Source organism: Enterobacter ludwigii, from assembly GCF_001750725.1.
GTDB lineage: Bacteria > Pseudomonadota > Gammaproteobacteria > Enterobacterales > Enterobacteriaceae > Enterobacter > Enterobacter ludwigii.
In genome coordinates this window covers 33,293-58,822 of the sequence record NZ_CP017280.1, presented here as the reverse complement: position 1 = coordinate 58,822, position 25,530 = coordinate 33,293, and the positions used below count along the sequence as shown (strand labels likewise).

At 55.6% G+C, this 25,530-nt stretch carries 23 protein-coding genes and 4 tRNA genes; 8 read left to right on the top strand and 19 right to left on the bottom strand.

Going from position 1 to position 25,530, the window contains the following annotated elements:
* Positions 1 to 70: 70 nt before the first annotated feature.
* Positions 71 to 538 (top strand): acyl-CoA thioesterase YigI, encoded by a 468-nt coding sequence (gene yigI / locus BH714_RS23180; protein WP_014172129.1) that lies wholly within the window; start codon positions 71 to 73, stop codon positions 536 to 538.
* 51 nt (positions 539 to 589) lie between these two features.
* Positions 590 to 1,486 (top strand): EamA family transporter RarD, encoded by an 897-nt coding sequence (gene rarD / locus BH714_RS23175; protein WP_014172130.1) that lies wholly within the window; start codon positions 590 to 592, stop codon positions 1,484 to 1,486.
* 42 nt (positions 1,487 to 1,528) lie between these two features.
* On the opposite strand, the gene corA is transcribed toward rarD, so the two are convergent.
* The 8 genes from corA to lptM form a co-directional block, all read right to left on the bottom strand.
* Complete coding sequence (gene corA / locus BH714_RS23170) at positions 1,529 to 2,479, bottom strand: magnesium/cobalt transporter CorA (protein ID WP_020882881.1); 951 nt, start codon at positions 2,477 to 2,479, stop codon at positions 1,529 to 1,531.
* A gap of 151 nt (positions 2,480 to 2,630) precedes the next feature.
* Positions 2,631 to 2,687 carry a YsgD/CorL family protein gene (gene ysgD / locus BH714_RS24405; RefSeq protein WP_212743980.1) on the bottom strand — a complete coding sequence of 19 codons (57 nt, stop codon included), beginning with the start codon at positions 2,685 to 2,687 and terminating at the stop codon, positions 2,631 to 2,633.
* Between the two features lie 149 nt (positions 2,688 to 2,836).
* A complete protein-coding gene (gene uvrD, locus BH714_RS23165) occupies positions 2,837 to 4,999 on the bottom strand; it encodes a DNA helicase II (protein ID WP_020882882.1) in 2,163 nt (720 codons plus the stop codon).
* Positions 5,000 to 5,079: 80 nt separating this feature from the next.
* Positions 5,080 to 5,796 (bottom strand): 5-amino-6-(5-phospho-D-ribitylamino)uracil phosphatase YigB, encoded by a 717-nt coding sequence (yigB, locus tag BH714_RS23160; RefSeq protein ID WP_040019215.1) that lies wholly within the window; start codon positions 5,794 to 5,796, stop codon positions 5,080 to 5,082.
* Positions 5,796 to 6,698, bottom strand: a complete 903-nt coding sequence (gene xerC / locus BH714_RS23155; protein WP_040019213.1) for a tyrosine recombinase XerC — start codon at positions 6,696 to 6,698, stop codon at positions 5,796 to 5,798. Before xerC ends, yigB begins: the two co-directional genes overlap by 1 nt.
* Positions 6,695 to 7,402, bottom strand: a complete 708-nt coding sequence (locus BH714_RS23150) for a DUF484 domain-containing protein (RefSeq protein ID WP_014172135.1) — start codon at positions 7,400 to 7,402, stop codon at positions 6,695 to 6,697. The genes xerC and BH714_RS23150 overlap by 4 nt, the downstream gene beginning before the upstream one ends.
* Positions 7,399 to 8,223, bottom strand: coding sequence for a diaminopimelate epimerase (gene dapF / locus BH714_RS23145; protein ID WP_020882883.1), 825 nt, complete (start codon positions 8,221 to 8,223; stop codon positions 7,399 to 7,401). Before dapF ends, BH714_RS23150 begins: the two co-directional genes overlap by 4 nt.
* 35 nt (positions 8,224 to 8,258) lie before the next feature.
* Positions 8,259 to 8,462: an LPS translocon maturation chaperone LptM gene (gene lptM, locus BH714_RS23140; RefSeq protein WP_025202779.1), complete on the bottom strand. Its 204-nt coding sequence runs from the start codon at positions 8,460 to 8,462 to the stop codon at positions 8,259 to 8,261.
* Positions 8,463 to 8,597: 135 nt separating this feature from the next.
* Here lptM and cyaY point away from each other — a divergent pair, with 135 nt between their 5' ends.
* Positions 8,598 to 8,918 carry an iron donor protein CyaY gene (gene cyaY / locus BH714_RS23135; RefSeq protein WP_014172137.1) on the top strand — a complete coding sequence of 107 codons (321 nt, stop codon included), beginning with the start codon at positions 8,598 to 8,600 and terminating at the stop codon, positions 8,916 to 8,918.
* 43 nt (positions 8,919 to 8,961) lie between these two features.
* Here cyaY and cyaA read toward each other — a convergent pair whose 3' ends face one another.
* Positions 8,962 to 11,505 carry a class I adenylate cyclase gene (gene cyaA / locus BH714_RS23130; protein WP_014172138.1) on the bottom strand — a complete coding sequence of 848 codons (2,544 nt, stop codon included), beginning with the start codon at positions 11,503 to 11,505 and terminating at the stop codon, positions 8,962 to 8,964.
* Between the two features lie 346 nt (positions 11,506 to 11,851).
* Between cyaA and hemC the strand changes: the two genes are divergently transcribed.
* From hemC to BH714_RS23105, 5 genes are all read left to right on the top strand, one after another.
* Positions 11,852 to 12,793, top strand: a complete 942-nt coding sequence (gene hemC, locus BH714_RS23125; protein ID WP_032669623.1) for a hydroxymethylbilane synthase — start codon at positions 11,852 to 11,854, stop codon at positions 12,791 to 12,793.
* Positions 12,790 to 13,530 (top strand): uroporphyrinogen-III synthase, encoded by a 741-nt coding sequence (gene hemD / locus BH714_RS23120; RefSeq protein ID WP_014172140.1) that lies wholly within the window; start codon positions 12,790 to 12,792, stop codon positions 13,528 to 13,530. The genes hemC and hemD overlap by 4 nt, the downstream gene beginning before the upstream one ends.
* Before the next feature lie 21 nt (positions 13,531 to 13,551).
* Positions 13,552 to 14,745, top strand: coding sequence for a uroporphyrinogen-III C-methyltransferase (gene hemX / locus BH714_RS23115; protein WP_014172141.1), 1,194 nt, complete (start codon positions 13,552 to 13,554; stop codon positions 14,743 to 14,745).
* A gap of 2 nt (positions 14,746 to 14,747) precedes the next feature.
* Positions 14,748 to 15,947, top strand: coding sequence for a protoheme IX biogenesis protein HemY (hemY, locus tag BH714_RS23110; RefSeq protein ID WP_032680089.1), 1,200 nt, complete (start codon positions 14,748 to 14,750; stop codon positions 15,945 to 15,947).
* Between the two features lie 169 nt (positions 15,948 to 16,116).
* Positions 16,117 to 17,328, top strand: a complete 1,212-nt coding sequence (locus tag BH714_RS23105) for an MFS transporter (RefSeq protein ID WP_040019210.1) — start codon at positions 16,117 to 16,119, stop codon at positions 17,326 to 17,328.
* A 506-nt stretch (positions 17,329 to 17,834) separates the two neighbouring features.
* Here BH714_RS23105 and BH714_RS23100 read toward each other — a convergent pair.
* The 10 genes from BH714_RS23100 to rffA form a co-directional block, all read right to left on the bottom strand.
* Positions 17,835 to 17,911 (bottom strand) — tRNA-Pro (locus BH714_RS23100).
* A 44-nt stretch (positions 17,912 to 17,955) separates the two neighbouring features.
* Positions 17,956 to 18,042 (bottom strand) — tRNA-Leu (locus BH714_RS23095).
* A gap of 21 nt (positions 18,043 to 18,063) precedes the next feature.
* Positions 18,064 to 18,139: transfer RNA gene (locus BH714_RS23090), tRNA-His, on the bottom strand.
* Positions 18,140 to 18,206: 67 nt separating this feature from the next.
* Positions 18,207 to 18,283 (bottom strand) — tRNA-Arg (locus BH714_RS23085).
* 102 nt (positions 18,284 to 18,385) lie between these two features.
* Complete coding sequence (gene thrP / locus BH714_RS23080) at positions 18,386 to 19,771, bottom strand: bifunctional threonine/serine APC transporter ThrP (protein ID WP_014172144.1); 1,386 nt, start codon at positions 19,769 to 19,771, stop codon at positions 18,386 to 18,388.
* Positions 19,772 to 19,968: 197 nt separating this feature from the next.
* Positions 19,969 to 20,709 carry a lipopolysaccharide N-acetylmannosaminouronosyltransferase gene (gene wecG / locus BH714_RS23075; protein WP_020882887.1) on the bottom strand — a complete coding sequence of 247 codons (741 nt, stop codon included), beginning with the start codon at positions 20,707 to 20,709 and terminating at the stop codon, positions 19,969 to 19,971.
* 12 nt (positions 20,710 to 20,721) lie between these two features.
* Positions 20,722 to 22,074: an ECA oligosaccharide polymerase gene (gene wzyE / locus BH714_RS23070; protein ID WP_020882888.1), complete on the bottom strand. Its 1,353-nt coding sequence runs from the start codon at positions 22,072 to 22,074 to the stop codon at positions 20,722 to 20,724.
* On the bottom strand, positions 22,071 to 23,150 hold the full coding sequence (locus tag BH714_RS23065; protein WP_040019202.1) for a TDP-N-acetylfucosamine:lipid II N-acetylfucosaminyltransferase: 1,080 nt from the start codon (positions 23,148 to 23,150) through the stop codon (positions 22,071 to 22,073). Before BH714_RS23065 ends, wzyE begins: the two co-directional genes overlap by 4 nt.
* The gene (gene wzxE, locus BH714_RS23060; RefSeq protein ID WP_040019199.1) at positions 23,147 to 24,397 is read right to left on the bottom strand and encodes a lipid III flippase WzxE; all 1,251 of its coding nucleotides are present in this window, start codon (positions 24,395 to 24,397) and stop codon (positions 23,147 to 23,149) included. Before wzxE ends, BH714_RS23065 begins: the two co-directional genes overlap by 4 nt.
* A 1-nt stretch (position 24,398) precedes the next feature.
* Positions 24,399 to 25,529 carry a dTDP-4-amino-4,6-dideoxygalactose transaminase gene (gene rffA, locus BH714_RS23055; RefSeq protein WP_020882890.1) on the bottom strand — a complete coding sequence of 377 codons (1,131 nt, stop codon included), beginning with the start codon at positions 25,527 to 25,529 and terminating at the stop codon, positions 24,399 to 24,401.
* Between the last annotated feature and the right edge of the window lies 1 nt (position 25,530).

Below are 25,530 nucleotides of genomic sequence, written 5' to 3'. Positions count from 1 at the left end.
CTGAAAGTGGAATTCCTTATTGCTGAAGCATAAAATCAACATTTTATTAACAATAAGGATGTGATGCCTCATGTCAGCCATGCTTACCGCCGAAGAAGCGTTAAAACTCGTGGGCGAGATTTTTGTTTACCATATGCCGTTTAACCGTGCACTGGGTCTGGAACTCGAGCGCTACGAAAAAGCGTTTGCCCAGCTCAGCTTCAACAACCAGCCGATGATGGTAGGCAACTGGGCGCAGAGTATTTTGCATGGCGGGGTGATTGCCTCAGCGCTGGATGTGGCGGCGGGTCTGGTCTGTGTGGGCAGTACGCTGACGCGCCATGACACCATCAATGAAGACGAGTTGCGCCAGCGTTTGTCGCGTATGGGCACCATCGATTTACGCGTCGATTACCTGCGTCCCGGGCGCGGAAACCGTTTTACCGCCACCAGCAGCCTGCTGCGCGCCGGGAATAAGGTTGCCGTCGCCCGCGTTGAATTGCATAACGAAGAGCAGGTCTATATCGCCAGCGCAACTGCCACTTATATGGTGGGTTGAAACCCTAAAATCGGGTAAAATTAATTCACTTTTTTGTAACGGATTATCCCGATGGATGCTAAACAAACGCGGCAGGGCGTACTACTCGCCCTTGCCGCTTATTTTATTTGGGGTATCGCACCGGCGTACTTCAAGTTTATCGCTTACGTACCCGCTGACGAGATCCTCACACACCGTGTGATTTGGTCGTTTTTCTTTATGATCGCGCTGATGAGCGTTAGCCGTCAGTGGTCTGGCGTCAAAACGCTGCTGAAAACGCCGAAAAAGGTGTTCCTGCTGGCCCTCTCAGCCGTGCTGATAGGCGGCAACTGGCTGCTCTTTATCTGGGCAGTCAATAACCATCACATGCTCGAAGCGAGCCTGGGCTATTTTATTAATCCCCTGGTCAACATTGTTCTGGGCATGATTTTCCTGGGCGAGCGTTTCCGTCGTATGCAGTGGCTGGCGGTCATCCTCGCTTTTTGCGGCGTGCTGGTCCAACTGTGGACCTTCGGTTCGCTGCCCGTGATCGCTCTGGGCCTGGCGTTCAGCTTTGCGTTTTACGGGCTGGTCCGGAAGAAAATAGCCGTGGAAGCGCAGACCGGGATGCTGTTTGAAACCCTGTGGCTATTACCGGTCGCGGCGATTTACCTGTTTGGTATTGCCGACAGCGCAACCAGCCATATGGGCAGTAACCCGTTGTCGTTGAATCTGATGCTGATGGCGGCCGGTGTGGTAACCACCATTCCTCTGCTGTGCTTCACCGGTGCCGCAACGCGCCTGCGTCTCTCCACGCTGGGCTTCTTTCAGTACATCGGTCCGACGCTGATGTTCCTGCTGGCAGTGGTGTTTTACGGCGAAGTACCGGGCGCAGATAAGATGGTGACGTTTGCCTTTATCTGGGTGGCGCTGGCGATTTTTGTTGCAGACGCCCTTTATACCCAGCGCAGAACGCGCAAAGGATTGTAAGCGGTAATGAGGCGGGCAGGCACAATGCCACCCGCCTGATGTTTACAGCCAGTTACGGCGCTTGAAGTAGAGGTACGGCGCCAGCCCGGCGAGGATCATAAAGATAATCGCGCCAGGGTAGCCAAAGCTCCACTTAAGCTCCGGCATAAACTCAAAGTTCATCCCGTAGCTCGAGGCCACCAGCGTCGGTGGCAGGAAGACCACCGAGACCACCGAGAAGATCTTGATGATGCGGTTCTGCTCGATATTGATAAAGCCCATCGCCGCCTGCATCAGGAAGTTGACCTTCTGGAACAACGATTCATTGTGCGGCAGCAGGGATTCGATATCGCGCAGGATCTCACGTGCCTGCTCCAGCTGACCGCCCGGCAGACGCGCCTTACGCACCAGGAAGTTCAGCGCGCGTTGGGTATCCATCAGACACAAACGCACCTTCCAGCCGATATCTTCCAGTTCTGCCAGCGTCGAGAGCGCTTCGTCGTATTCATCGCCCTGATGACCTTCCATGATGACGCGGCTCAGCTTTTCCAGGTCGCTGTAGATGTTTTCAATTTCATCCGCCAGCTGTTCGATTTTGGTTTCAAACAGGTCCAGCAGCAGTTCGTAGGCATTACCGTCGACCATCGCCTGGCTACGGGCGCGCATGCGGTAGAGACGAAACGCGGGCAGCTCACGCTCGCGCAGGGTAAACAGGCGACCGTCACGAATGGTAAACGCCACGGTGGAGTTACCTGCGTGATCGTCGGCGTCTTCAAAGAAAAAGAAGGAGTGAATATGCAGACCGTCTTCATCTTCAAAAAAACGAGCAGATGCTTCGATGTCTTCCAGTTCCGGGCGGGTTGCCAGGCTTTGCCCCAGCTCAGATTGTACGCGAAGGCGCTCATCGTCGTCCGGCTCGACCAGATCCACCCATACGGCATCAATGAGGGGCTGTGACTCTTCGGCTTCAAGCCGAGTCAGTCGGTTATTTTCGAGTTGAAATGCGCTCAACATGACCGGGACTCCCAATGCAAAAAATATCGGACAGTTCGGTGGGCACACAGAAACAAATTGGGTTTCAGACCATTAAACAGCCTGACTCAGCGCGACGGGAATAATGCAGGTCGCTGACAACCACTAAGGCCATCAGCAAGAGGAGATAGCCTTAGGAGTTGTTCCTGGATGACAGGGAATTGAGCCAGTATCTACTGGGTGTGTCCAAGGCGAATGTCCTCTTAGCGTAATCGTGCGCGCATGTTACGCCAGCAGTAATAGTGGCGTCAACACGCAACGGAACGCTGAAGGGCATTAATTGAACTTCAACGTATAAGGCTAGCAGATTATTACAAAATAATGATATTTTTCTGAAAGTTACACAGTTTCCAGCCTGGCGTAGGCTGCCACCAGCCATTTGATACCTTGCCCCTGGAACGCCACCTGCAGGCGGCTGTGCTCGCCGCTACCTTCCAGATTGACGATGGTGCCTTCACCAAACTTAGCATGACGCACGCGCTGACCCAGCTTGTAGCCGGTGTCCGTTTCAGCAATCGGCGAGCCCATACGCTGATGGCTGACCGGGCGGCTGATACTGGCGCGCAGGCGTACCTCTTCCACGCACTCTTCCGGCAGCTCGCCGATAAAGCGCGACGGACGGTGATACACCTCTTTACCGTACAGGCGTCGGGTTTCGGCATAGGTCAGCGTCAGCTTTTGCATCGCGCGCGTCACGCCAACATAGGCCAGACGACGCTCCTCCTCCAGACGTCCACCTTCATCCAGCGACATCTGGCTCGGGAACATCCCCTCTTCCATCCCGACGATAAACACCTGCGGGAACTCCAGACCTTTGGCGGAGTGCAGGGTCATAAGTTGAACCGCATCCTGCCAGGTGTCTGCCTGCCCTTCGCCCGCTTCCAGTGCCGCGTGGGAGAGGAACGCCTGCAGCGGCATCAAATCTTCGTCTTCTTCGTTGTAGCTGAACTGGCGCGTTGCCGTCACCAGTTCCTCTAAGTTCTCAATACGGGTCTGGCCCTTTTCGCCTTTCTCCTGCTCATACATGGTGCGCAGGCCGGAGTCTTTAATCACCCGGTCGGTCTGTACGTGCAGAGGCATATCGGCCGTTTCCTGTGCCAGGGCATCAATCAGCTCCAGGAAGCGCTGTAAGGCGCTGGCTGCACGTCCGGCGAGCGCTTTCTCCTGCAACAGCTCGCGGCACGCCTGCCAGAGTGTCAGTTGGCGATCGCGGGAGGCCTGACGCACCACATCCAGGGTACGGTCACCGATGCCGCGAGTTGGGGTGTTCACCACGCGCTCAAACGCCGCATCGTCATTACGGTTTGCGATCAGACGCAGATACGAGAGCGCGTCTTTGATCTCCTGACGTTCAAAGAAGCGCATGCCGCCGTAAATGCGGTACGGCATACTCACCTGCAGCAACGCCTCTTCCAGCACGCGCGACTGGGCGTTGCTGCGATAGAGAATGGCACACTGCTCCAGCGCGCCACCGTTGTCCTGCCAGGTTTTAATACGGTTCACCACAAAGCGCGCTTCATCAAGTTCGTTGAATGCGCAGTAGATAGAGATCGGTTCACCGTCAACGCCATCGGTCCACAGCTTTTTACCCAGACGCCCGTTGTTGTTCTCAATCAGGGCGTTGGCGGCGCTCAGAATGTTGCTGGTCGAACGGTAGTTCTGCTCCAGACGGATGGTCTGAGCACCGGGGAAATCATTGAGGAAGCGCTGAATGTTTTCCACCTGCGCCCCACGCCAGCCATAGATGGACTGATCGTCATCACCGACGATCATCACCTTGCCGGTATCACCGGCCAGCAGGCGGATCCATGCATACTGGATGTTGTTGGTATCCTGGAATTCGTCCACCAGAATATTGGTGAAGCGTTCACGATAGTGCTGCAGGATATGCGGTTTGTTGAGCCACAGCTCGTGCGCACGCAGCAGCAGCTCAGCAAAGTCCACCAGACCTGCGCGATCGCACGCCTCCTGGTAGGCTTTATAAACGTTCTGCCAGGTTTGCTCGACCGGGTTGCCGAAGCTCTGAATATGGTGCGGACGCAGCCCTTCGTCTTTCTGGCCGTTGATGTACCACATTGCCTGACGCGGCGGCCACTGCTTCTCGTCGAGATTCATCGCCTTGATAAGACGCTTCAGCAGACGCAGCTGATCTTCGCTGTCGAGGATCTGGAAATCCTGCGGCAGGTTAGCGTCCATGTGGTGCGCCCGCAGCAGGCGATGCGCCAGACCGTGGAAAGTCCCCACCCACATGCCGCCCTGGCTGGTGCCCATCAGCTGTGCGATTCGGTGGCGCATCTCTGCCGCCGCCTTGTTGGTAAACGTCACCGCCATAATGGAGTACGGCGAGCAGTTTTCCACGCTCTGCAGCCACGCAATACGGTGTACCAGCACGCGCGTCTTACCACTGCCCGCCCCAGCCAGCACCAGCATGTTGGTGCGCGAAGCGGCAACCGCGTCACGCTGTTTGTCATTAAGGCTGTCGAGCAGGTAAGAAACGTCCATTGGCACCGTCACGTAATGTCAGGCAGGCGAATGTGATTCCTTCGCCAAAACCCTGTTAATTTATACAGAACAATTGATGATTATATCAGCGTCGTGAGGGATGCCAACCGTGAAATTTCCACGTGCGGCAGAAGACGGCTGTCCGGCGTTGTCATCAGGTCAGCGTTTTCCGGCTTGATCCAGCAGGCCTGCATGCCGCAGCGGATCGCCCCGGCCACGTCCGTGGTCAGGTCATCACCCACATGCAACATTTCGCCGAGCGGCAGGTTCAGTTTTTCCGCCGCCAGGTGATACATATCGTTAAACGGTTTCGAGCGCCCGTGCGGGCCCGCGCGCAGCACAAACTCAAAATAATCGCCAAGACCAAACAGCTCAGGCTGGGCATTGCCATTGGTAATCGCCACCAGCGGCCACTTCTCTGCCAGCGCGGCCAGCGTATCGTGGGTTTCCTGTGGCACATCAATACGGCTGCGCCATTTGGCGAAGTTTTCCATGGACGCTTCAGCCCCTATCGCCGCATCACGCGCGCTCATGCCAACATTCAGCATCGCCTGTTCAACCGCACGTCGACGCCATTCGGTCACGTCATGGTATATGTCCGGCTCGGTCTCCCGCAGGGACTGACGCAGCAGCTGGAAGTCCTTGTTCTGCATCGTCTTCAGCGCCGGGTGATAGTTCTGCACAAACGCCAGCGACTCCTGCTCGGTACGCAGGATCACCTGGCGGTTATCATAAAGGGTGTCATCAAGATCAAAGGTAAGGGCTGATATCTGACCCAGTGGGCGGTAAAAACGCATTATTTCCCCCGTTTGGCGCGTGGATGCGCCGCGTCATACACCGAGGCAAGGTGCTGGAAGTCTAAGTGGGTATAAATTTGGGTGGTGGACAAATTCGCGTGGCCGAGCAGTTCCTGCACGCCGCGCAGATCGCCGCTTGATTCAAGCATGTGGGTCGCAAAAGAGTGGCGCAGCTTGTGCGGGTGAACATGGCTGTTCAGCCCCTGTTTAATGCCCCACTCCGCAAAACGCTTCTGCACGTTACGCGCCGAGATCCGCTTGCCGAGTTTCGACAGGAACAGCGCATCTTCTTCCGCGCCAAACAGCCCGCGCAGGTCAAGCCAGTGCTCAATCCAGGCGACAGCGTTGCGACCAATCGGCAGGCGGCGCTCTTTGCTGCCCTTGCCCATCACCCACACTTCGCCGGTGTCCAGATCGAGATGTTTTATATCGAGATTGACCAGTTCAGACAGACGCAGTCCAGCACCGTACATCACCTCCAGCATCGCGCGGTCACGCACCGCCAGCGGATCGTTAAGATCGATATCCAGCAGGCGATTGACATCATCGACGTCGATATTTTTAGGCAGATGACGCGGTGCTTTTGGCGTGGCAATGCCTTTCGCCGGGTTGGCTTTAAGGCTGCCCTGGCTCACCAGCCAGTCGAAGAAACTGCGCAGGGCAGAGAGCCTGAGCGCCAGACTCGCCGGGCCTAACCCTTTCCTGCGGCTACGCACGACGACGCCACGAACCGTCGCAGCGTCACATTGTTGCCAGCTTTCCAGGCCGATTTCATCGGCAATCTGCATGATGGCATCAAGCTGACGCTGATAGTTCAGCAGCGTAATGGGGCTAAGCTGACGTTCAACCCCCAGGTAGCGCAGAAATCGCGCGACGTCAGTGGCAAGAAGTCCGTCCGTCATACGCGCTCAATCCAGCGCTCCAGCAGCTCAGGCAGCATCAGGGCGATCTCCTGCAACAGGTGCGTACCTTGCCCCTGCTCATAGTGATGCGCGTCGCGACTGGTAAATAACATCACGCCTAAGTCGCCATCGCGCCCCATCAATGACATGGCCACCGAGCCAATCGCTTTGGCTTCTGGCAATACCACCAGCAATTCTGGTCCGTTCAGCGGCCCCAGATAGTGATGTTGATGACCCAGGCGCTGAATACGTAGCGGCTCAAACGCCTGACGGCTCAGCGCCAGATGGGTGAAACCAGACGGTGCACCAATGCGCCAGCGGTCGGGGAAGAGACGAAGGGTTGCGCCTGCAAGCCCCAGTTCTCGCGCCCAGCGGTGGAAACGGCTGAGAAACTCGTCAAGGCTGTGGGCCGAGGCCAGACGCGCCTGCAGATGCAGCAGTCGATAGAACAGGCTTTCGTTATTGTTCGCCTGTTCCATGAGCAGCGTCATGTTCTCTTCAAGCTGATTGATGTGGTTGCGCGCGCGGGCCATGTGCCATTCGACCAGCGACACGGTCCCGCGCACCGGATGCGGCACGCGCATCTGTTCGACAAGACGTGCATTGCGAATAAAAAACGCGGGATTGTTCAGCAGATAATCAACAACAGCACTGTCGTCCAGTTCCGTCACCGTTTCCTGCAGTTCTTCCCCTGGTTGCTTCATAGATGGATAAACCCGTCATAGACATGTACCGCCGGGCCAGTCATAAACAGCGGATGACCCGGTCCTTTCCAGGCGATATCAAGACGACCGCCTGGTAACTCCACGCGAACCTCTTCTGCCAGTAACCCCTGAGCGATGCCGACGGCCACTGCCGCGCAGGCACCGCTTCCGCAGGCCTGGGTTTCGCCCGCGCCGCGTTCATACACCCGCAGACGGATGTGTTCACGCTTCACCACCTGCATAAAACCAATGTTCGCGCGTTCCGGGAAGCGTTCATGGCTTTCCAGCACCGGGCCGAGAGTTTCAACGGCGGCGGTCTCTACATCATCAACCTGAATCACGCAGTGCGGGTTTCCCATCGAGACGACGCCACACAATACTGTCTGCTCGGCCGCACGCATAATATAGGTCTTTTCCGCTTTGTTTGCGCGAAACGGCACGGCGGAAGGTTCAAAGTTCGGCTCGCCCATATTCACGCGAACCAGATCGTCATCGGTGACGCTGAGCACCATGCGACCATTCGCGGTACTGACGCGGATATCGCGCTTGTTCGTCAGCCCTTTCAGGCGGACAAAGCGGGCAAAACAGCGCGCACCGTTGCCGCACTGGGAGACTTCACTGCCATCAGCGTTAAAAATACGGTAGTGGAAATCGAGGTCAGGATCGTACGGCGGCTCAACCACCAGCAGCTGATCGAACCCCACGCCCAGATGCCGATCCGCCAGGCGGCGGATCAGTTCCGGGGAGAAAAAGACATTCTGCGTTACCGCGTCGACGACCATAAAATCGTTGCCAAGGCCATGCATCTTAGAGAACTGCATCATTCGCTCCATTGCGCGGGTACAGAACGTAATCGTCAGAGATTAACCTGAGTCGGACCACCATTATTGCCACGATCGTTCGTGTCTGGCGTGGAAGACTCAATACCGCTTTGCACAGGTTTCGTCGGCGGCGGCGCCGTTTTATCCGCTGGCGGGAAGTAAAGCGGTCCCTTCAGTCCACAGCCCGTCAGACTAAACAGCGTGATGAGAACGGCAAGCGTTCGGAAAACGTTTTTCATTATAAAGTTGCCCGTAAGTTCAAATCTGTTTCTATCATCGCAGGAGAAGACACAAAAGCAAGAGTTTGCCGCTTTCCTGCAACGGGAATTATTTAGCGTTATACTGCCGGCATCACGAAAAACAGGAACAAAACCATGAACGACAGTGAATTCCATCGCCTTGCAGACACCTTATGGATGACCATCGAAGAGCGGCTTGACGACTGGGACGGCGACAGCGATATCGATTGTGAGATCAACGGCGGCATTCTGACCCTGAGCTTCGAAAACGGCAGCAAAATTATTATTAACCGCCAGGAGCCGCTTCACCAGGTCTGGCTGGCCGCCAAACAGGGTGGCTACCATTTCGATCTGAAAGAGGGCGAATGGGTGTGTGACCGTAGCGGCGAAACGTTCTGGGACCTGCTGGAACAGGCGGCGACCGCGCAGGCAGGTGAAGACGTGCGTTTTCGTTGAGTCTGTTTTGCCTGGTGGTGCGCTGCATACCGGGCAAAAACTGTCAGGAGAAATACTGCTGCAACAGCGGGGTAGTGTCCTGGCTGGCGGGAACCGCTGGCGTAACGGCCTGCGTACGGAACGGAATCACCTGCGAACGTCCGTCTACATTCACAATCTGGTAGAACTGCGGCAGGTTAAAGTTGATGAAGCTGGAGCCGTAGGTAAAGCGGTCATGTGAGGACGAATAGAAGCGGCTGACGTCGCGCACCAGCTCCTCTTTACTGCCTTCACAGTGGTGATAAACCTCAGCGCGGTTCGTCTCATCCAGGATGTAGATGTTGAAACCGGCGTCGTCACCCGACTCTTCAAAGAAGAACTGAATAATCCCTTCGCTCGCAAAGCCATCCACGACCTGTGGCAGTTTCACGTGGTTGGTTTCCACCTGCACTGACAGGCCATGCAGCTTGTTGTGCGAAATGGCGCCGTAGAACTCGATGGCGTTTTCCAGCTTCTGTACTGAAACATTCAGGCGCTCGAAGAACAGGCCCCAGGTCTGTCCGGAGACGCGCAGCGCTTTAAAGCGACCGGTTTCCTGACGGGTACTGGAGAGGCGCAGTTCGATGCACTCTGAAACCAGCTGCTGCACACGGGTACGGATCAGACCGCGCAGATGCTGGCTATAGCAGAACACCTCAACGCTGTCCGGCGGCGCAGCGTCCTGGTGCATCTTGCCAAGAATCGTTTTCAGCGCTTCGATCATCGCCTGCTCGCCATTGAAGTGCAGAGTACGCACTTCGTTCCACGAGTTGCGGTACAGCAGGTCTACGCTGCCCACCAGGCAGTTTTGCTGCTCGCCAAAGCTAAAGACATCCAGCTTGCGGAAATCAAAATGGACCACCTGATTGCGGAAGGCCGCCGTCGGGTCATATTCCAGGTTGACGATGATCGCCAGATGGCGAATTTCACACGGGCTGTAGAGCGCTTTTGGCGTCGGCGCCGGCAGACGCAGCGGGAAGTGGTGGGAGACATCCGCCACCATCTCCTGCAGTTTGGCTAAATCGACAACCTCGTTGCCTTTGATAAACAGCCGGGTACGCGAGGTCAGCAGGCCGTTGAACCAGGCCCAGGCCACCAGCTTGTTCAGGTAGCGGTTATATTCCAGCGGCTGATGGCTGATGATCGAGTCCATGCTTGGCGCACGGTTGTACAGGTACCACCCGGTGCGGTTTGCGCGGCCCGGCGGCACATAGATAAAGGTCAGGTTCGGTTCTGACAGGTCCGGTGAAATCTGCGGGTTAACCAGCGTGACTTTACCCGGCAATGCTTCAAACGCCGCATACAGTTTACGCGTCAACACCCCGATATCCTGCGGGCTGGCGGAAACGCTGAGATTGTTACGACGCGCAAAGCGGATAAGGTTGCGGTAGCTTTGCATCATGGCATCGAGCAGTTCGTTGTGCGCTTCACGCACCTGATCGATTTTCCAGTTGGCGCGGTTATCAAGCATCGACAGACGTTCTTCGTCCCATCCCCACTCTTTCACCAACTGACTGACCACTTCACGACGCCAGCCCACGCATGCGCGTTCGCGGCTGAGTTTTTCACAGACTTTGAGATAGAAACATCGACGCACCAGATCGAGACGCGTGGTGTCATCAATGGCTTTCAGGTATTCGGTGACGCGTTCAAGCATCATGCAGTAAGCATCCAGCCCGTAGGAGACAATTTCTCCGTCGTGCAGACGCTGTTTGATATCTTTCGCCAGCAAACGCGGCGTGGGGTATTCCCAGGAATAGGCTTCCAGCAGCAGGGTTTTCAGCACGGCCTTATACGGCGAATCAATGCTTTTATAGAGCTGCCAGAGGCTCGCGCCAAAGTACTCTTCGGCGGAAAGCGAACTGAGGCCACCCAGATCCAGCCATTCATTTGGTGTCAGCACCCCCTGGGAGTACAACGACATTACGTAATCGTCGTAATGCTCTTCTTCGTCGCACGGCACCATATTCCACAGAATACGCTTACCGGCCAGGCGAACGGCAGTACGGTAAAACTCGTCCAGCAGTAAGATGTGCTGGGTTGAGCCGCAGTCTTCACCACCCAGACTGCCACTTTCGTTATGACGGAAACGGTTTTCATCAATCAGGAAGAAACTGACTTCCACGCCAAGCGACGCGGCCCAGCTTTCCAGCAGGCTGCACTTTCGTTGCAGCAGCTGACGCTCGTCGTTATCGAGCCAGGACTGATGACAGACCCAGATGTCCAGGTCCGAAGAACAGCTTTGCCCAACCGAGGAGGTGCTGCCCATGGTGTAAACGCCTGTAATCGGCAGTTCACCTTTCGGTGATTCCTGCGGCGGCATGCCACGGTAGAGTTCAAGTTCGGTCAGGTAGTGTTGTTGGGTTTCATCAGGCGTGAAAAGACAGATGCCTCTGGGAACGTTACCGTCAAGGTAGCCAGGCATCAGCGGATGGTGATAGTGCAATAATGTCGGCAGAAGACTGTATACCTGCTGGAAAGCAGGGCCCATAGCAGCAAGCGCGCGATCGACACGCAGTTGGTTTATGGCATCCAGTCTCTGTTTCAGAGTCTCAATATAGAGGTACAAGACGTATCGCCTGATGTTTCCGGGTGTCGCACGCTATTCAAAACAGAAATAACAGCGGACCCGCAGTATTACAAAAAGAGAACCGTTACCTTTTTTCGCCCTTATCATTATGGTGGTACCGACGAAAAAATGGTCTAAAACGTGATCAATTTAACACCTTGCCGGTTGACCGTAAAGAAAGATGCGCTACATACAGTGTAGCACCGTTCTGTACGTGTAAATTCCTTAATACGGCTGTGGCTGACGAGAACCCCGCCCTGTCCCTCTCTTCTTCATCACCGTAAAACTGCCATCCCAGAGTCAACAATGTTAGGATGGTTAGCGATTGATAATGACGGTAACAAGCATGTTAGACAATGTTTTGAGAATTGCCACACGCCAAAGCCCTCTTGCGCTCTGGCAGGCACATTATGTTAAGCAGCGCCTTGAAGCCTGCCACAGTGGATTGTGCGTCGAGCTGGTGCCTATGGTCACGCGCGGTGACGTGATCCTTGATACGCCACTGGCTAAAGTGGGCGGCAAGGGCCTGTTTGTCAAAGAACTGGAACTGGCATTGCTTGAGAACCGCGCCGATATCGCCGTACATTCGATGAAAGATGTGCCCGTCGAGTTCCCGGAAGGGCTGGGGCTGGTGACCATTTGCGAGCGTGAAGATCCGCGCGATGCGTTTGTCTCCAATCACTATGATTCGCTCGATGCGTTGCCAGAAGGCAGCGTGGTTGGCACGTCCAGTTTACGTCGTCAGTGTCAGCTGGCAGAACGTCGTCCGGACCTGATCATTCGTTCGCTGCGCGGTAACGTTGGTACGCGTCTGAGCAAGCTGGATAACGGCGATTACGATGCCATTATCCTCGCGGTTGCGGGTCTGAAGCGACTGGGGCTGACGTCGCGCATTCGCGTCGCGTTGCCGCCTGAGCTGTCGCTGCCGGCTGTGGGTCAGGGGGCCGTCGGCATTGAATGCCGTCTGGATGATGAGCGTACCCGCGCGCTGCTTGCCCCGCTGAACCATGACGAGACAGCCATCCGCGTTAACGCCGAGCGCGCCATGAACACCCGCCTCGAAGGAGGGTGTCAGGTGCCGATTGGCAGCTATGCTGAATTAATTAACGGTGAACTGTGGCTGCGAGCGCTGGTTGGCGCACCGGATGGTTCACAGATGGTCCGCGGCGAACGTCGTGGTAAAGCGCAAGATGCCGAACAGCTTGGCGTGTCGCTGGCAGAAGAGCTGCTGGATAACGGCGCCCGTGAGATCCTGGCTGAGGTTTATAATGGAGAGCCCCCTGCATGAGTATTCTTGTCACCCGCCCTTCTCCCGCAGGAGAGCAATTAGTGAGCCGTCTGCGCGCACTGGGGCAGGTGGCCTGGAGTTTTCCGCTCATTGAATTCTCCCCCGGTCGGGAGCTGTCCGCGCTTGCCGACCATATGAATACCCTCCAGCAGGGCGACTTGCTGTTTGCGCTGTCGCAACATGCGGTGGAATTTGCCCAGGCACAGCTGCAACAGCAGGGGCTTAACTGGCCAACCGCTCCTCACTATTTTGCGATTGGTCGTACAACGGCACTGGCGTTGCATACCGTAAGCGGAACAGACGTTCGTTACCCGTTAGATCGGGAAATCAGCGAAGTCTTGCTACAATTACCTGAATTACAAACTATTGCCGGAAAGCGTGCACTCATTTTACGCGGTAACGGCGGGCGCGAACTGTTGGGTGAAACGCTGCGGGAACGCGGGGCTGAGGTCACGTTCTGCGAATGCTATCAGCGTTGTGCAAAACATTACGATGGTGCGGAAGAGGCGATGCGCTGGCATATGCGCGGCATTACGACCCTGGTGGTGACCAGCGGTGAAATGCTGCAGCAGCTCTGGTCGCTGGTACCCCTTTGGTATCGTGAAAACTGGTTACTCCACTGCCGGCTTCTGGTCGTCAGTGAGCGTCTGGCGAACCAGGCCCGGGAACTGGGCTGGCAAGATATTCGGATCGCTGATAACGCTGACAACGATGCGCTGCTGCGCGCATTACAATAACTCTCATAATGGGAAGCCATAATGACGGAACACGATAAATCCTCCGCCGTGGTTGAAGAGACCAGGGAGACTGTGGACATCACGCCGCAGTCAGAAACGACTGAGAAAACCGTTGAGAAGAAGAACGGCAGCAATAAAACCAGCCTCGCGCTGAGCGCGATAGCCATCGCCATTGCGCTGGCCGCAGGCGTTGGCCTCTATGGCCTGGTGAAACAGCAAGGTTCCAGCCAGACGGCGACCAACGACACGCTGGTCAATCAGCTTACCGCCCTGCAAAAAGCGCAGGAGACGCAGAAAACTGAACTGGAAACGGTGATTAAACAGCAGTCCGCGGCGCTCGCTGAGGCGAACAGCAAACAGGAAGAGCTGACCAAACAGCTGGACGACGTGCAGCAGAAAGTCGCCACGATTTCCGGTACCGATGCCAAAACCTGGCTGCTCTCGCAGGCCGATTTCCTGGTGAAGCTGGCCGGACGTAAGCTCTGGAGCGATCAGGACGTCACCACCGCCGCCGCGCTGTTGAAAAGCGCTGATGCGAGCCTGGCAGACATGAACGATCCGAGCCTCATTACCGCGCGTCGTGCCATTACCGAAGATATCGCCAGCCTCTCTGCCGTTTCGCAGGTGGACTACGATGGCATCATCCTGAAGGTCAATCAGCTTTCAAACCAGATTGATAACCTGCAGCTGGCGGATAACAACGACGATGACTCCCCGATGGATTCTGACGGCACCGAGCTTTCCAGCTCCCTGAGCGAATGGCGCGTGAACCTGCAAAAAAGCTGGCAGAACTTTATGGATAGCTTCATTACTATCCGCCGCCGCGACGAAACCGCCGTTCCGCTGTTAGCGCCGAATCAGGACATTTATCTGCGCGAAAACATTCGCTCCCGCCTGCTGGTGGCGGCTCAGGCCGTGCCGCGTCATCAGGAAGAAACCTACAAACAGGCGCTTGATAACGTCTCGACATGGGTACGTGCTTACTACAATACCGATGATGCCACGACCACGGCTTTCCTCGATGACATTGATAAACTGAGCCAGCAGAACATCACCATGAACGTGCCGGATAAGCTGGAAAGCCAGCCGATTCTGGAGAAGCTGATGCAGACGCGCGTGCGCAACCTGCTGGCGCAGCCGGGCGTTCCGGCAGAACCTCACGCCCAGGCCCCTGCCGCCGCGCCAGCGCCTGAAAGCGCGCCACAAGGAGAGTAATGATGCTTAAAGTACTCTTACTCTTCATCCTGCTGATCGCCGGGATCGTGCTGGGGCCGATGCTTGCCGGTCATCAGGGTTACGTCCTGATCCAGACCGATAACTACAACATCGAAACCAGCGTAACGGGTCTGGTGATCATTCTGATCCTCGGGGTGGTGGTGCTCCTTGCGGTGGAGTGGATCCTGCGCCGAATTTTTCGTACCGGTGCGCATACGCGTGGCTGGTTCGTTGGCCGTAAACGCCGCCGCGCCCGTAAGCAGACTGAGCAGGCACTGCTTAAGCTGGCCGAGGGTGACTATCAGCAAGTTGAAAAGCTGATGTCGAAAAATGCTGACCACGCCGAACAGCCGGTGGTGAACTATCTGCTGGCCGCCGAGGCAGCGCAACAGCGGGGTGACGAAGCCCGCGCCAACCAGCACCTGGAACGCGCGTCAGAACTTTCGCCGAAAGACCCGATTCCCGTTGAGATCACCCGCGTTCGCCTGCAGCTGGCCCGCAACGAAAACCACGCCGCGCGTCACGGTATCGACCGTCTGCTGGAAGTCTCGCCACGCCACCCGGAAGTGCTGCGTCTTGCCGAGCAGGCCTATATTCGCACCGGTGCCTGGGGTTCACTGCTGGATATCATTCCGTCGATGGCCAAAGCCGACGTCGGTGATGATGAGCATCGTGATGAACTCCAGCGTCTGGCATGGATTGGCCTGATGGATCAGGCACGTGCCGATCTCGGCAGCGATGGTCTGAAAACCTGGTGGAAGAATCAGAGCCGGAAAACGCGTCAGCAGGTTCCGTTGCAGGTTGCGATGGCAGAACATCTGATTGAATGTGACGATCATGACACGGCGCAGGAGATCCTCCTCGACGGACTGAAGCGACAATATGACGATCGCCTGGTTATGGTGATCCCACGTCTGAAAACCAATAACCCTGAGCAAATTGAAAAAATGCTGCGTCAGCAGATTAAAGCCGTCGGCGACCGTCCACTGCTGTGGAGTACGCTGGGCCAGTCGCTGATGAAGCACGGTGAATGGCAGGAAGCGAGTCTCGCCTTCCGTGCAGCGCTGAAACAGCGCCCGGACGCATTTGACTACGCGTGGCTTGCCGATTCGCTGGACAAGCAGCACAAGCCGGAAGAGGCTGCCGCCATGCGCCGCGATGGGCTGTTATTAACGCTGCAAAATAATGGCAGCCAGCAATAAATAACAAGGAGGCCAGACGGCCTCCTTTTTTTATTCCCCTTCGCCTGCTACATTCTTTACCACATCATCTAAAACGAACCCGCCAATGTAACGACGTCTTTTCATTCACTTTTTTCCATACACGCGACGAGTGCCGCGTGGACTGAATCGTTTTTGAAAGGAAATCGTCATGAACTCCCTTTTGTACGCGCTTATTGAAGCGCTGCGCTGCCACCGCTGGCTGCGCCTGCTGGCCTGTGCCTTTATCTTTACATCACTGGGAAATGGCGTAACCCAGGTGGTGGTCTTCGGCTTACTGTTAGCATGGTCCGCCCCGCCCGCGCTGCTTACCCTCGCCTTTCTTTTCGCCACGCTACCTGGCTTTATCGGCAGCCTCATCAGTGAAAAGCTGTGCGCGCGCTATTCTCCAATACCCCTGTTGATACTCACCGAGGGGCTTGGCTTACTGGCCCTGCTCTTTCCCCTGCTCGGCGTGCACTATCACAGTATCCCTGCGTTACTGGCCGTGCAGTCCACCGAAGCACTGCTTAGCGGAATGAGCTGGCCTGCCCTGACGCTGCTCTTTAAACGCGGACTCAGAGAAGCAGAACTGCCTGCCGCAACCTGCCTCGAGAATGTGATTTTTGCCGCTCAGGTTTTGTTAGGCACCGGGCTGGGGATGGTACTTTTCCAGAAGATCGCCATCCTCGCCTTGCTGGCCATTGATGCCATCAGCTTTCTCGGATCGCTGTTCATGCTCTGGCTGGCGGGTCGTGTATTTTTAGCGCCCACACTGGCAGTCCCCACTGAAGAGAAAGCGCCTGCGGCTTTACGCTGGCAGATGTTGACCATCCGGCAGAAACGCAGTTTGCTGATTTTGCCTGCGCTGGCCGCCGTCGGTTCACCGGCCATGGCGCTTCTTCCGGCAATAGCACAGCAGATCCATCCTCAGGATGCGGCCAGCCTTGCTTTGCCACTGCTTTTTGCAAGGAGCATGGGACAACTTTGCGGTCCCCTCCTGCTAAAAAGAGACAGCCTGACGCGTTTTGCAGCACGCACGCCACGGATTTTACTGTGTCTTGGCATCTTCCTTGCCGCGTATGGGATGCTCCCGCTGTTGTCCGGGTGGATGGCATGCGCGCTGGGGATGATTTTTGTCGCACACCTGGCCTCAAATGTTCTCTTTGCGGCCGGCACGTTTGCCGTACTCAGCAGTTTTCAAACCACGCACATGGCTTCGGCCAGCAGTAAAGTCTGGCGCTGGCAAACGCTCAGTGCCTCGCTTTTCACCGGTATTGCCGCGATGGCGGCGGCAGGGTTTGGCTCCATACAAGCGCTTTACAGCGTTTCGTCAGCCGCTCTCATACTGGTCGCCCTGATCATGTACGTTTACCGGGAATAAGGCATAAAAAAACGCCTGCTATAAAAGCAGGCGTTAAAACAGGTCTGTAAGACAACATATTTGGTGCTTCACTCAACGTTATGCCCATGGTGTCTGATGAGGCCGAAGCGACATCTGTCAGTGGACGATAAGCACCGTAAATGGCTCTGCGTCATTCCTGAGTTTATGAGGCACTAAGGCGAACATAAGAGATGGAATGAGCATCTACACGTACATTATTGCACGTAACGTGCCAACTTGACACGCAGAACTTTTACATCGCGCAACATTTTAAGATAAAAGGAAATTATGTTGTTGAGCGGTATCTTAGACCCTACAACCTGCTGATAAACACGACGAAATGTCGTCTGGAGGAGACACGAAAGCCGCCAAATTATTATATCTTTTACTTTCAGTGTGTTATGTGTCGCTGAATCGCGACAAGGAAGCCAGCTGTTGTCGTGGAATCACTACAGAGGGGGAAAGGCGCAGAAAACAAAAAACCCCGCCGAAGCGGGGTTCAAAATTGGTCGGCGAGAGAGGATTCGAACCTCCGACCCACTGGTCCCAAACCAGTTGCGCTACCAAGCTGCGCTACTCGCCGATGTACTGCTTTTTGAATTTTTAGTTCAATTCATTAAAAAGTCGTGGTGCGAGGGGGGGGACTTGAACCCCCACGTCCGTAAGAACACTAACACCTGAAGCTAGCGCGTCTACCAATTCCGCCACCTTCGCAATTCACAACTCTTTCAATAATGGGGTGGCTAATGGGATTCGAACCCACGACAACTGGAATCACAATCCAGGGCTCTACCAACTGAGCTATAGCCACCACTGTATTCTTTCACGCGGTACTGACTACTTTTCAGACCACCGCAGCTCTAGCGCCGGGACTAAAATGGCGCGCCCGACAGGATTCGAACCTGAGACCTCTGCCTCCGGAGGGCAGCGCTCTATCCAGCTGAGCTACGGGCGCTTAGCGCCGTTGCGGGGCTGGATATTACGTACCTCCGACCCCGCTGTCTAGTGCTTTTTTGAAAAAAATGCGCGTTTGGTTATGGTTTGCACATTTTGCCGCTTATTCCTCCACTTTCTGCGAGGTAGCGCGGCGGCCCAGACCAAAAAGCTTATACGCCGCGGTCACCGCCGCCAGGAAGATCATCCCGACAAACAGCGACATGCGCGTATCTTCATTAAAGTACATTCCGATTAATACGCAAACCAGGAACGCCATCGTCAAATAGTTGGCGTACGGGAACAGAATGGAACGGAACGGATGGCTGGCGATGGCCTTTTTATGTGCCTGGCGGAAACGCAGCTGGCTAATCAGGATAACAAACCAGGGAACCATGCCTGGCAGCACGCTGGCGCTGTAGACATAAACGAACACGCGCTGCGGATTCGGGATGATGTAGTTCAGGCAAGAGCCAATCAGCAGGATCACAATCGACACCGCCACACCCGCAACCGGTACGCCCGCACGCGAAACTTTCGCCATTGCCGCTGGCAGCTGATTGTTTCTGGACAGCGCGTAGAGCATACGTCCGCAACTGTACATCCCGCTGTTGCAGCCTGACAACGCCGCCGTCAGAACCACAAAGTTAATGATGCCTGCTGCTGCCGTGATGCCAATCTTCGCGAAGGTCAAGACAAACGGGCTACCGGTCGTGCCAATTTCATTCCACGGGAAGATGGTTACGATAACGAAGATCGCCCCCACATAGAAAATCAGGATACGCCACAGCACCTTGCCTACGGCGCTGCGCAGCGTAACCTGCGGGTTTTTCGCTTCACCCGCGGTAATACCGATAAGCTCGACCCCCTGATAAGAGGCCACAACGATACACAGTGCCGTCAGGAAGCCCTTCCAGCCGCCCGCAAAGAAGCCGCCGTTTTCGGTCAGGTTACCAAAGCCAATGGCGTGCCCGCCGTTGCCAAAGCCGAAGAAGATAACGCCCAGCCCGACCACAATCATCACGATGATGGTGGTGACTTTGATCATCGCAAACCAGAATTCGATTTCACCATAAAGACGAACGGCAGCAAGGTTTGCCAGTGCCACCAGCCCCACGGCAATCAGCGCCGGTATCCACTGGACCATGTCCGGGAACCAGAACTGCACGTAGACCCCTATCGCCGTGATTTCAGAGATGCCGACCGCCATCCACATAAACCAGTATGACCAGGCCGTCAGGTAGCCAAAGAACGGGCTCATATATCGGTGCGCGTAAACGGCGAAGGAACCCGTGACGGGCTCCATGAAGAGCATTTCGCCCATCGAACGCATGATGAAGAAAACGAACAATCCCGCAATGATATAAGCCAGCAAGACCGAAGGTCCTGCCCATTTGAGCGTGCTTGCGGAGCCCATAAACAGGCCCACGCCGATAGTGCCGCCCAGCGCTATCAGTTCAATATGACGAGCCTCCAGCCCACGCTGTAGCTCCGGTTTTTTCTCTGCCATAGATCCTCGATTGTGTTTGCTGTTTCCCGACTTAAGGCCGGGTATTGTTTTTTAGGGGTACTAAAATACGGGGCGAATGGTTTCTTAAAATGCGGCAAATGGCAAACGATGCATAAAAAAAATGAATGCATTGCACAGATTCGCAGCAGTTTTGCAGGGGAGTTGCAGCGCGAACAGCATATCGCGCTACATTTTGATTACATTTTCCCGGTGTAGTGCCAGGTAAGGTAGCGAAGCAGACGGATCTGTCGTGTAATCCGCGTCGGCTGAGATAGCAGGCGATACAGCCACTCCAGCCCCAGGTTTTGCCAGACTTTGGGCGCGCGCTTAACGTGGCCGGTAAAGACGTCATACGTTCCGCCGACGCCCATATAAAGGGCATCCGGACACACCTGACGGCAGTCACGCATCAGGATCTCCTGGCGTGGGGAGCCCATCGCCACGGTGATGATTTTCGCGCCACTGTCGCGAACGCGTTCAAACAGCGCCTGCCGGGCCTCTGGTTTGAAGTAGCCATCCTGGCTGCCCACGATGTTAACATTCCATTGACTGCGCAATTTCGCTTCGGTCTGCGCCAGCACCTCCGGCTTACCGCCAATCAGGAATACCGGCGTGCCTTCCGCCCCTGCGCGTGCCATCAGTTGCTCCCAGAGATCGGCCCCTGCCACGCGAGATACATTAGCGCCAGGATACTTTTTGCGGATTGAACGCACCACGCTGATACCGTCGGCATATTTAAATTCAGCCGCTTCTATCAGGCTTCTCACTTCGGCGTTGTCTTCCACCGCCAGCATCTTTTCCGCATTGATGGCGACCAGCGTACCGGATTTCATCTGACCACCAGCGAACAGAAAATCCAGCGCGTGTTGCATATCGCGCCAGCCAATAAGCTGCAGACCGCGCAACGTATAGCGCGGTGCAGAAGTTTTATCCGTCATGACTTTCCCTACTCACACTTGCGACAGCGTTGTGCTGCCCTGCGGCTCGCGCTTATGCACAAGCCCTGCACTGTCAAACAGCCAGTACAACAGTTTGGCCAGTAACAGGCAGATGCCAAAAACGACCATGAAGAAAACCACGCGCGACACGAATGAATCCAGCCCTTCACGCGCCAGAACGATCATATTGAAAATGGCACCAAAGCAGAAACTGTGCAAAATAGCCGCCTTATAGCGGTTTGTTTCTTCGTTGCCGCGCACGTAGAGCCAGTCAAACCACTTGATGATCAGCCCCACCACCACCGCCCCCGGCAGGATAAACCAGCTTCCCCCCATCACCACCAGCGAGCCAATCAACGTAGGTGAGATCGCAAGACCTGAGTGGTTGTTCAGCACTTCCCAGGTAAAATAGTTTGCCGTGTTGAGTACGACGCCGGGGCGGTCTGGCCACAGCCAGGTTGGGATAAAGACATAAAAGTCGCGCACAATAGGCGCAAGGCCCTGGAAATCGATTTTGTCGTAGTTTTGCAGCAATAACGCCAGGTTTTCCCACGGCGAGAAGGTGTCGCGCGTGAGATAGAGGAACGTGTAAAACGCCTCGTCACCGGCTACGTTGAGCCCGTAGCGCTTCAGGGCAAGCCAGAACATACCAACAATGCCAAACACCCCAGCAGCCACCAGCATCCATAAAGAGATCCACCCGCGGATGATGCCGATAAACAGGAAGATTGCGAAAGCGATGATGATATTTGCACGTGTCCCTCCCACAATCATGTAGGTCAGGAAACCGAAGGCGACGGTACTCACCAGGAAAAACAGCCAGGCTTTGCTGTCCTGACGCAGGAAAAAGATCACCAGCATCGCCGGAATGAAGAAGTAGAAGAAACGCTTAAGCGCCACGCCCGACACTTCGGCAGAAAAAATCTGGCTGTAGGACTGGAGCTTGAACAGCAGAAAACCATTGTGCATGAAGAAGATACCCACGCTTACCAGCGCGATCGTCATCAGCATCACCCACGTCAGGTGCGTCTCCACCCGGTTCATGGTGAAGAGCGCCCGGCGCGGCGCGGTGGATTGCGCTGAACGCAGGCGCGTTTTATAGGTGGCGTAGTAGACGGCGTAGAAGCAGGTCGCTGCCAGGATCGCCTGAAGCAGGATCTCGGGCGGGGCAACGCTCACGTCAAACCGGAAGACCAGAATGCTGGTCAGCGGGAATCCGAAAAAGAAGGTCAGAAGAAACAGTAACGAGAAGAAGACGTTAAAGTTAAAACGCACCCGGCGAAACTCGAACCAGGTGAGCGTGGCGATGAATAAAGTGCTCAGAAGCCAAACGATCAGTAAGCCGCTGAATTGCAACTGGCTCATGCTTTGTCTCCTGCAGCGATACGCAGCGCGCGGTGCCACGGCGTGAGGTAGTTCGGGCTAAAGAAGTCGATGGCACTTTTGTCCACCAGCGCCAGTTGTCTCTGCGCTTCCCGGACCACCTCTTCGTTAAGCACATCGGAAGTAAACAGCACCGGCAGATGCTGCTCCGCCATGTCCTGCCAGAACGGGTTTTCGCGATTGAGTACGCAGGGCACACCCGCCTGAATCAGCAGACACAGCGTGCCAATTCCTTGCTGACGGGCAAAGATGAAATAGCCCAGATCGCACCGACGCAGCAGCGCAAGATACTCATCAAATTCCAGCTTATCGTGGAGAATGTGCACATTCCCGGCGCTAAATAACGCGAGTGCCTGCTGGCGGACCTCATCAATATAGGCATCGTTATTGGCCGGATACCCCATCGGCACAATCACATTGACGGTGTCGCCAAACTGCTGATGTACCGCCCTGAGCGCGGTAAGATGTTCATTGCTGCGATCGCCTGAATTACCCACCAGAATCGTCAGTTTACCCTCGCGCGGCGTATCATTCGCCATGTTGTTCAGCGCCGGGTTCATTCGGGTCGGGAAATAGAGTAGCTCACCGCGTACGTCAGGGTGGCGTTTAGCAAAATAATTGAGATCGCCACGGGTCGCGAAAACGCATCCCACACGCCCCTGCGCCATGCGCCGCAACGGGTAGAAAAGACGGAATTTCCAGCCGCTGGAGACTTCGTAGAGATCGGCTCCCCAGATATGCCAGCTGCACTGCGAAGGTTTGATCCCCCCGCTCAGGAGCGCCAGCCACAGGCCGGTATTAAACTGCCCATGGAAAAAGAAACGTTGCTCACGATCCGCTTTGGCTTTGGCAACAACCGCCTTCGCCAGCGCAGCCTTGTCCGGCCAGAAAGAGAGAGTCAGCGCCGGACACGCCACGCTCAGGCCATTATCCTGACCGGCAACCATAAACTCACGAGCGTCGGGATCCCCCGATGCCAGTTCATCATTGAAGAACCGTAACACGGTCTGGTTATGGTGTGGGATATCCGATCCCAGTATGTGAATCAGTGCAGTCATGCGCGTTTACGCCAAAGTAAAAATACGCCGCAACAGGCAGCGAAATAAACGATATAGGTTGCCATATAGGCCTGAGCCGCCCCCAGCGCACCGTGTGCCGGGATCAACCAGTGTGAGAATGCGGTCAGTAATGCAAACTGGCTGATTTCCGCCAGGATATACAACCGTAGCGAGGCTTTCGCAATCACCAGATAACCAAAAACGTAAGCCCCCACTTTTAGAACATCGCCCACCAGTTGCCAGGCAAACAGATCGCGCATGGCGGTAAACTTCGCGGAGAAGAGCAGCCAGATGGCGACATCGCGCAATAGCCATACGGTTAAACTGGCTGCCGCAACGGCGGGAAGGACAAACCGCAGTGAGCGGGAAATTTCGCGCGTGATATCCTGCCTGGAGGTCAGGCGCGATAAGGTTGGCAGCAAATAGACGCTAAAGGAAGCCGTTATAAATTGGAGGTAGGCATCGGAAATACTGCTCACCCCTTGCCAAATCCCAACTTCGTCCCAGCTGTAATGCGCCGCCAGCAGGTTTCGCATCATCACGTAGGCGACAGGGAGCGTGACGGAGGTGATGAGCGCCATCAGGGTAAATTTTCCCAGCTTGCTTGCCAGCACCTTGTCCCATTGAGGTTTCAGGTAACTCAACGGAATGGTGCCCCGACGCATTAGCATGAACGCCGCCGGAACGACCACTAATGCCGGTACCAGCGCCAGCCCCAGCAACGCGCCTTCATAGCCGCCCAGCCGATAACAAAAATAGTAGGCAATCACGCCGATGACGCTGCCGAGGATTAACGCCAGTGCGTTCCCGGCCGCATCACGAAAGCCTTTCATCAGCGCCAATAACAGGTTAGCCCAGGCAATGCCCAGCTGAACCAGCGCGACCAGACGAACCAGCCCCTGATAATGGGTGTGACCAAATAACCCCTGGCTTATGGGTGCCGCTGCCAGCAGGAAAATAACCGCCATCAGGGTCGAAAAGCCGGTGACCATCGCCGAGGATGTACCGACAACACGGCGAAGCTGGGCCGCATCATCATGGTACTGCGCAACGTATTTCGTGACGCCGTTGAAAATCCCTGCGCCAGCCAGTACCCCAAGGACGGTCACAAGCTGACGGAAATTGCCTGCCAGCCCGACGCCTGAAGGGCCGAATGAGACGGCCAGCAGCTTGACGACCAGTAGCCCGGCGCCAATTTTGACAAGTGTGGACGCGGCGGTCCACACCGATGCTTTTGCCAGAGACATATCAGCCGAAATAACTCAGAAGGGTGTTAATCACCGTACGCTGGTTAACAGGCGCGAGGTTGTAGAACAGTGGCAAACGAAGCAAACGCTCACTTTCTTTCGTGGTGTAGCGATCTTCACCCGCGAATACCCCAAATGCCTCTCCTGCCGGGCTGGAATGCAGCGGGATATAGTGGAACACCGCCAGAATTTCGGCTTCTTTTAGCCAGGCAATCAACTTGCTGCGATCGTCGTTATCGCGCAGTTTGATATAGAACATATGGGCATTATGGACGCAATCAGCCGGAAGGGTCGGCAGCTCAATTCGCCCGGCTTGGGCCAGCGGTTGCAGCGCGTCGTAATAAGTTTGCCACAGGGACAAGCGCTGAAGATTAATGCGGTCCGCTGCCTCCAGCTGCGCCCACAGGTATGCCGCCTGCAGATCGGCCATCAAATAGCTTGAGCCAATATCGCGCCAGGTATATTTGTCTACCTGCCCCCGGAAGAACTGGCTGCGGTTGGTGCCTTTTTCACGGATCACTTCCGCGCGCTCGACCAGCGCACGGTCGTTAATCAGCGTCGCACCACCTTCGCCACCGGCGGTATAGTTTTTGGTTTCGTGGAAGCTAAAGCAGCCGATATGGCCGATCGTTCCCAGCGCTCGACCTTTATAGGTCGACATCACGCCCTGAGCGGCATCTTCAACCACGAACAGGTCATGTTTTTTGGCGATCGCCATGATGGTGTCCATCTCACACGCCACACCCGCGTAGTGAACCGGCACAATCGCGCGCGTTTTGTCCGTGATTGCCGCTTCAATCAGCGTCTCATCAATGTTCATGGTATCCGGGCGAATATCCACAAAGACGATTTTCGCACCACGCAGGACAAAGGCATTCGCCGTAGAAACGAAGGTATAGCTCGGCATGATCACTTCATCGCCCGGCTGGATATCCAGCAGCAACGCCGCCATTTCCAGCGATGCGGTACAGGACGGGGTCAGCAGGACTTTAGCGCTGTGAAACCGCTGCTCCATCCACTGCTGGCAGCGACGGGTAAAACCACCGTCACCACAGAGTTTGCCGCTGCCCATAGCAGACTGCATATAGTCGAGTTCAGTGCCCACGACGGGTGGTGCGTTAAATGGAATCATC

Coding starts and splice junctions, on each gene's coding strand:
- yigI (WP_014172129.1), top strand. CDS start 71: ATGTCAGCCATGCTTACCGCCGAAGAAGCGTTAAAACTCGTGGGCGAG.
- rarD (WP_014172130.1), top strand. CDS start 590: ATGGATGCTAAACAAACGCGGCAGGGCGTACTACTCGCCCTTGCCGCT.
- corA (WP_020882881.1), bottom strand. CDS start 2,479: ATGTTGAGCGCATTTCAACTCGAAAATAACCGACTGACTCGGCTTGAA.
- uvrD (WP_020882882.1), bottom strand. CDS start 4,999: ATGGACGTTTCTTACCTGCTCGACAGCCTTAATGACAAACAGCGTGAC.
- yigB (WP_040019215.1), bottom strand. CDS start 5,796: ATGCGTTTTTACCGCCCACTGGGTCAGATATCAGCCCTTACCTTTGAT.
- xerC (WP_040019213.1), bottom strand. CDS start 6,698: ATGACGGACGGACTTCTTGCCACTGACGTCGCGCGATTTCTGCGCTAC.
- BH714_RS23150 (WP_014172135.1), bottom strand. CDS start 7,402: ATGAAGCAACCAGGGGAAGAACTGCAGGAAACGGTGACGGAACTGGAC.
- dapF (WP_020882883.1), bottom strand. CDS start 8,223: ATGCAGTTCTCTAAGATGCATGGCCTTGGCAACGATTTTATGGTCGTC.
- lptM (WP_025202779.1), bottom strand. CDS start 8,462: ATGAAAAACGTTTTCCGAACGCTTGCCGTTCTCATCACGCTGTTTAGT.
- cyaY (WP_014172137.1), top strand. CDS start 8,598: ATGAACGACAGTGAATTCCATCGCCTTGCAGACACCTTATGGATGACC.
- hemC (WP_032669623.1), top strand. CDS start 11,852: ATGTTAGACAATGTTTTGAGAATTGCCACACGCCAAAGCCCTCTTGCG.
- hemD (WP_014172140.1), top strand. CDS start 12,790: ATGAGTATTCTTGTCACCCGCCCTTCTCCCGCAGGAGAGCAATTAGTG.
- hemX (WP_014172141.1), top strand. CDS start 13,552: ATGACGGAACACGATAAATCCTCCGCCGTGGTTGAAGAGACCAGGGAG.
- hemY (WP_032680089.1), top strand. CDS start 14,748: ATGCTTAAAGTACTCTTACTCTTCATCCTGCTGATCGCCGGGATCGTG.
- BH714_RS23105 (WP_040019210.1), top strand. CDS start 16,117: ATGAACTCCCTTTTGTACGCGCTTATTGAAGCGCTGCGCTGCCACCGC.
- thrP (WP_014172144.1), bottom strand. CDS start 19,771: ATGGCAGAGAAAAAACCGGAGCTACAGCGTGGGCTGGAGGCTCGTCAT.
- wecG (WP_020882887.1), bottom strand. CDS start 20,709: ATGACGGATAAAACTTCTGCACCGCGCTATACGTTGCGCGGTCTGCAG.
- wzyE (WP_020882888.1), bottom strand. CDS start 22,074: ATGAGCCAGTTGCAATTCAGCGGCTTACTGATCGTTTGGCTTCTGAGC.
- BH714_RS23065 (WP_040019202.1), bottom strand. CDS start 23,150: ATGACTGCACTGATTCACATACTGGGATCGGATATCCCACACCATAAC.
- wzxE (WP_040019199.1), bottom strand. CDS start 24,397: ATGTCTCTGGCAAAAGCATCGGTGTGGACCGCCGCGTCCACACTTGTC.
- rffA (WP_020882890.1), bottom strand. CDS start 25,529: ATGATTCCATTTAACGCACCACCCGTCGTGGGCACTGAACTCGACTAT.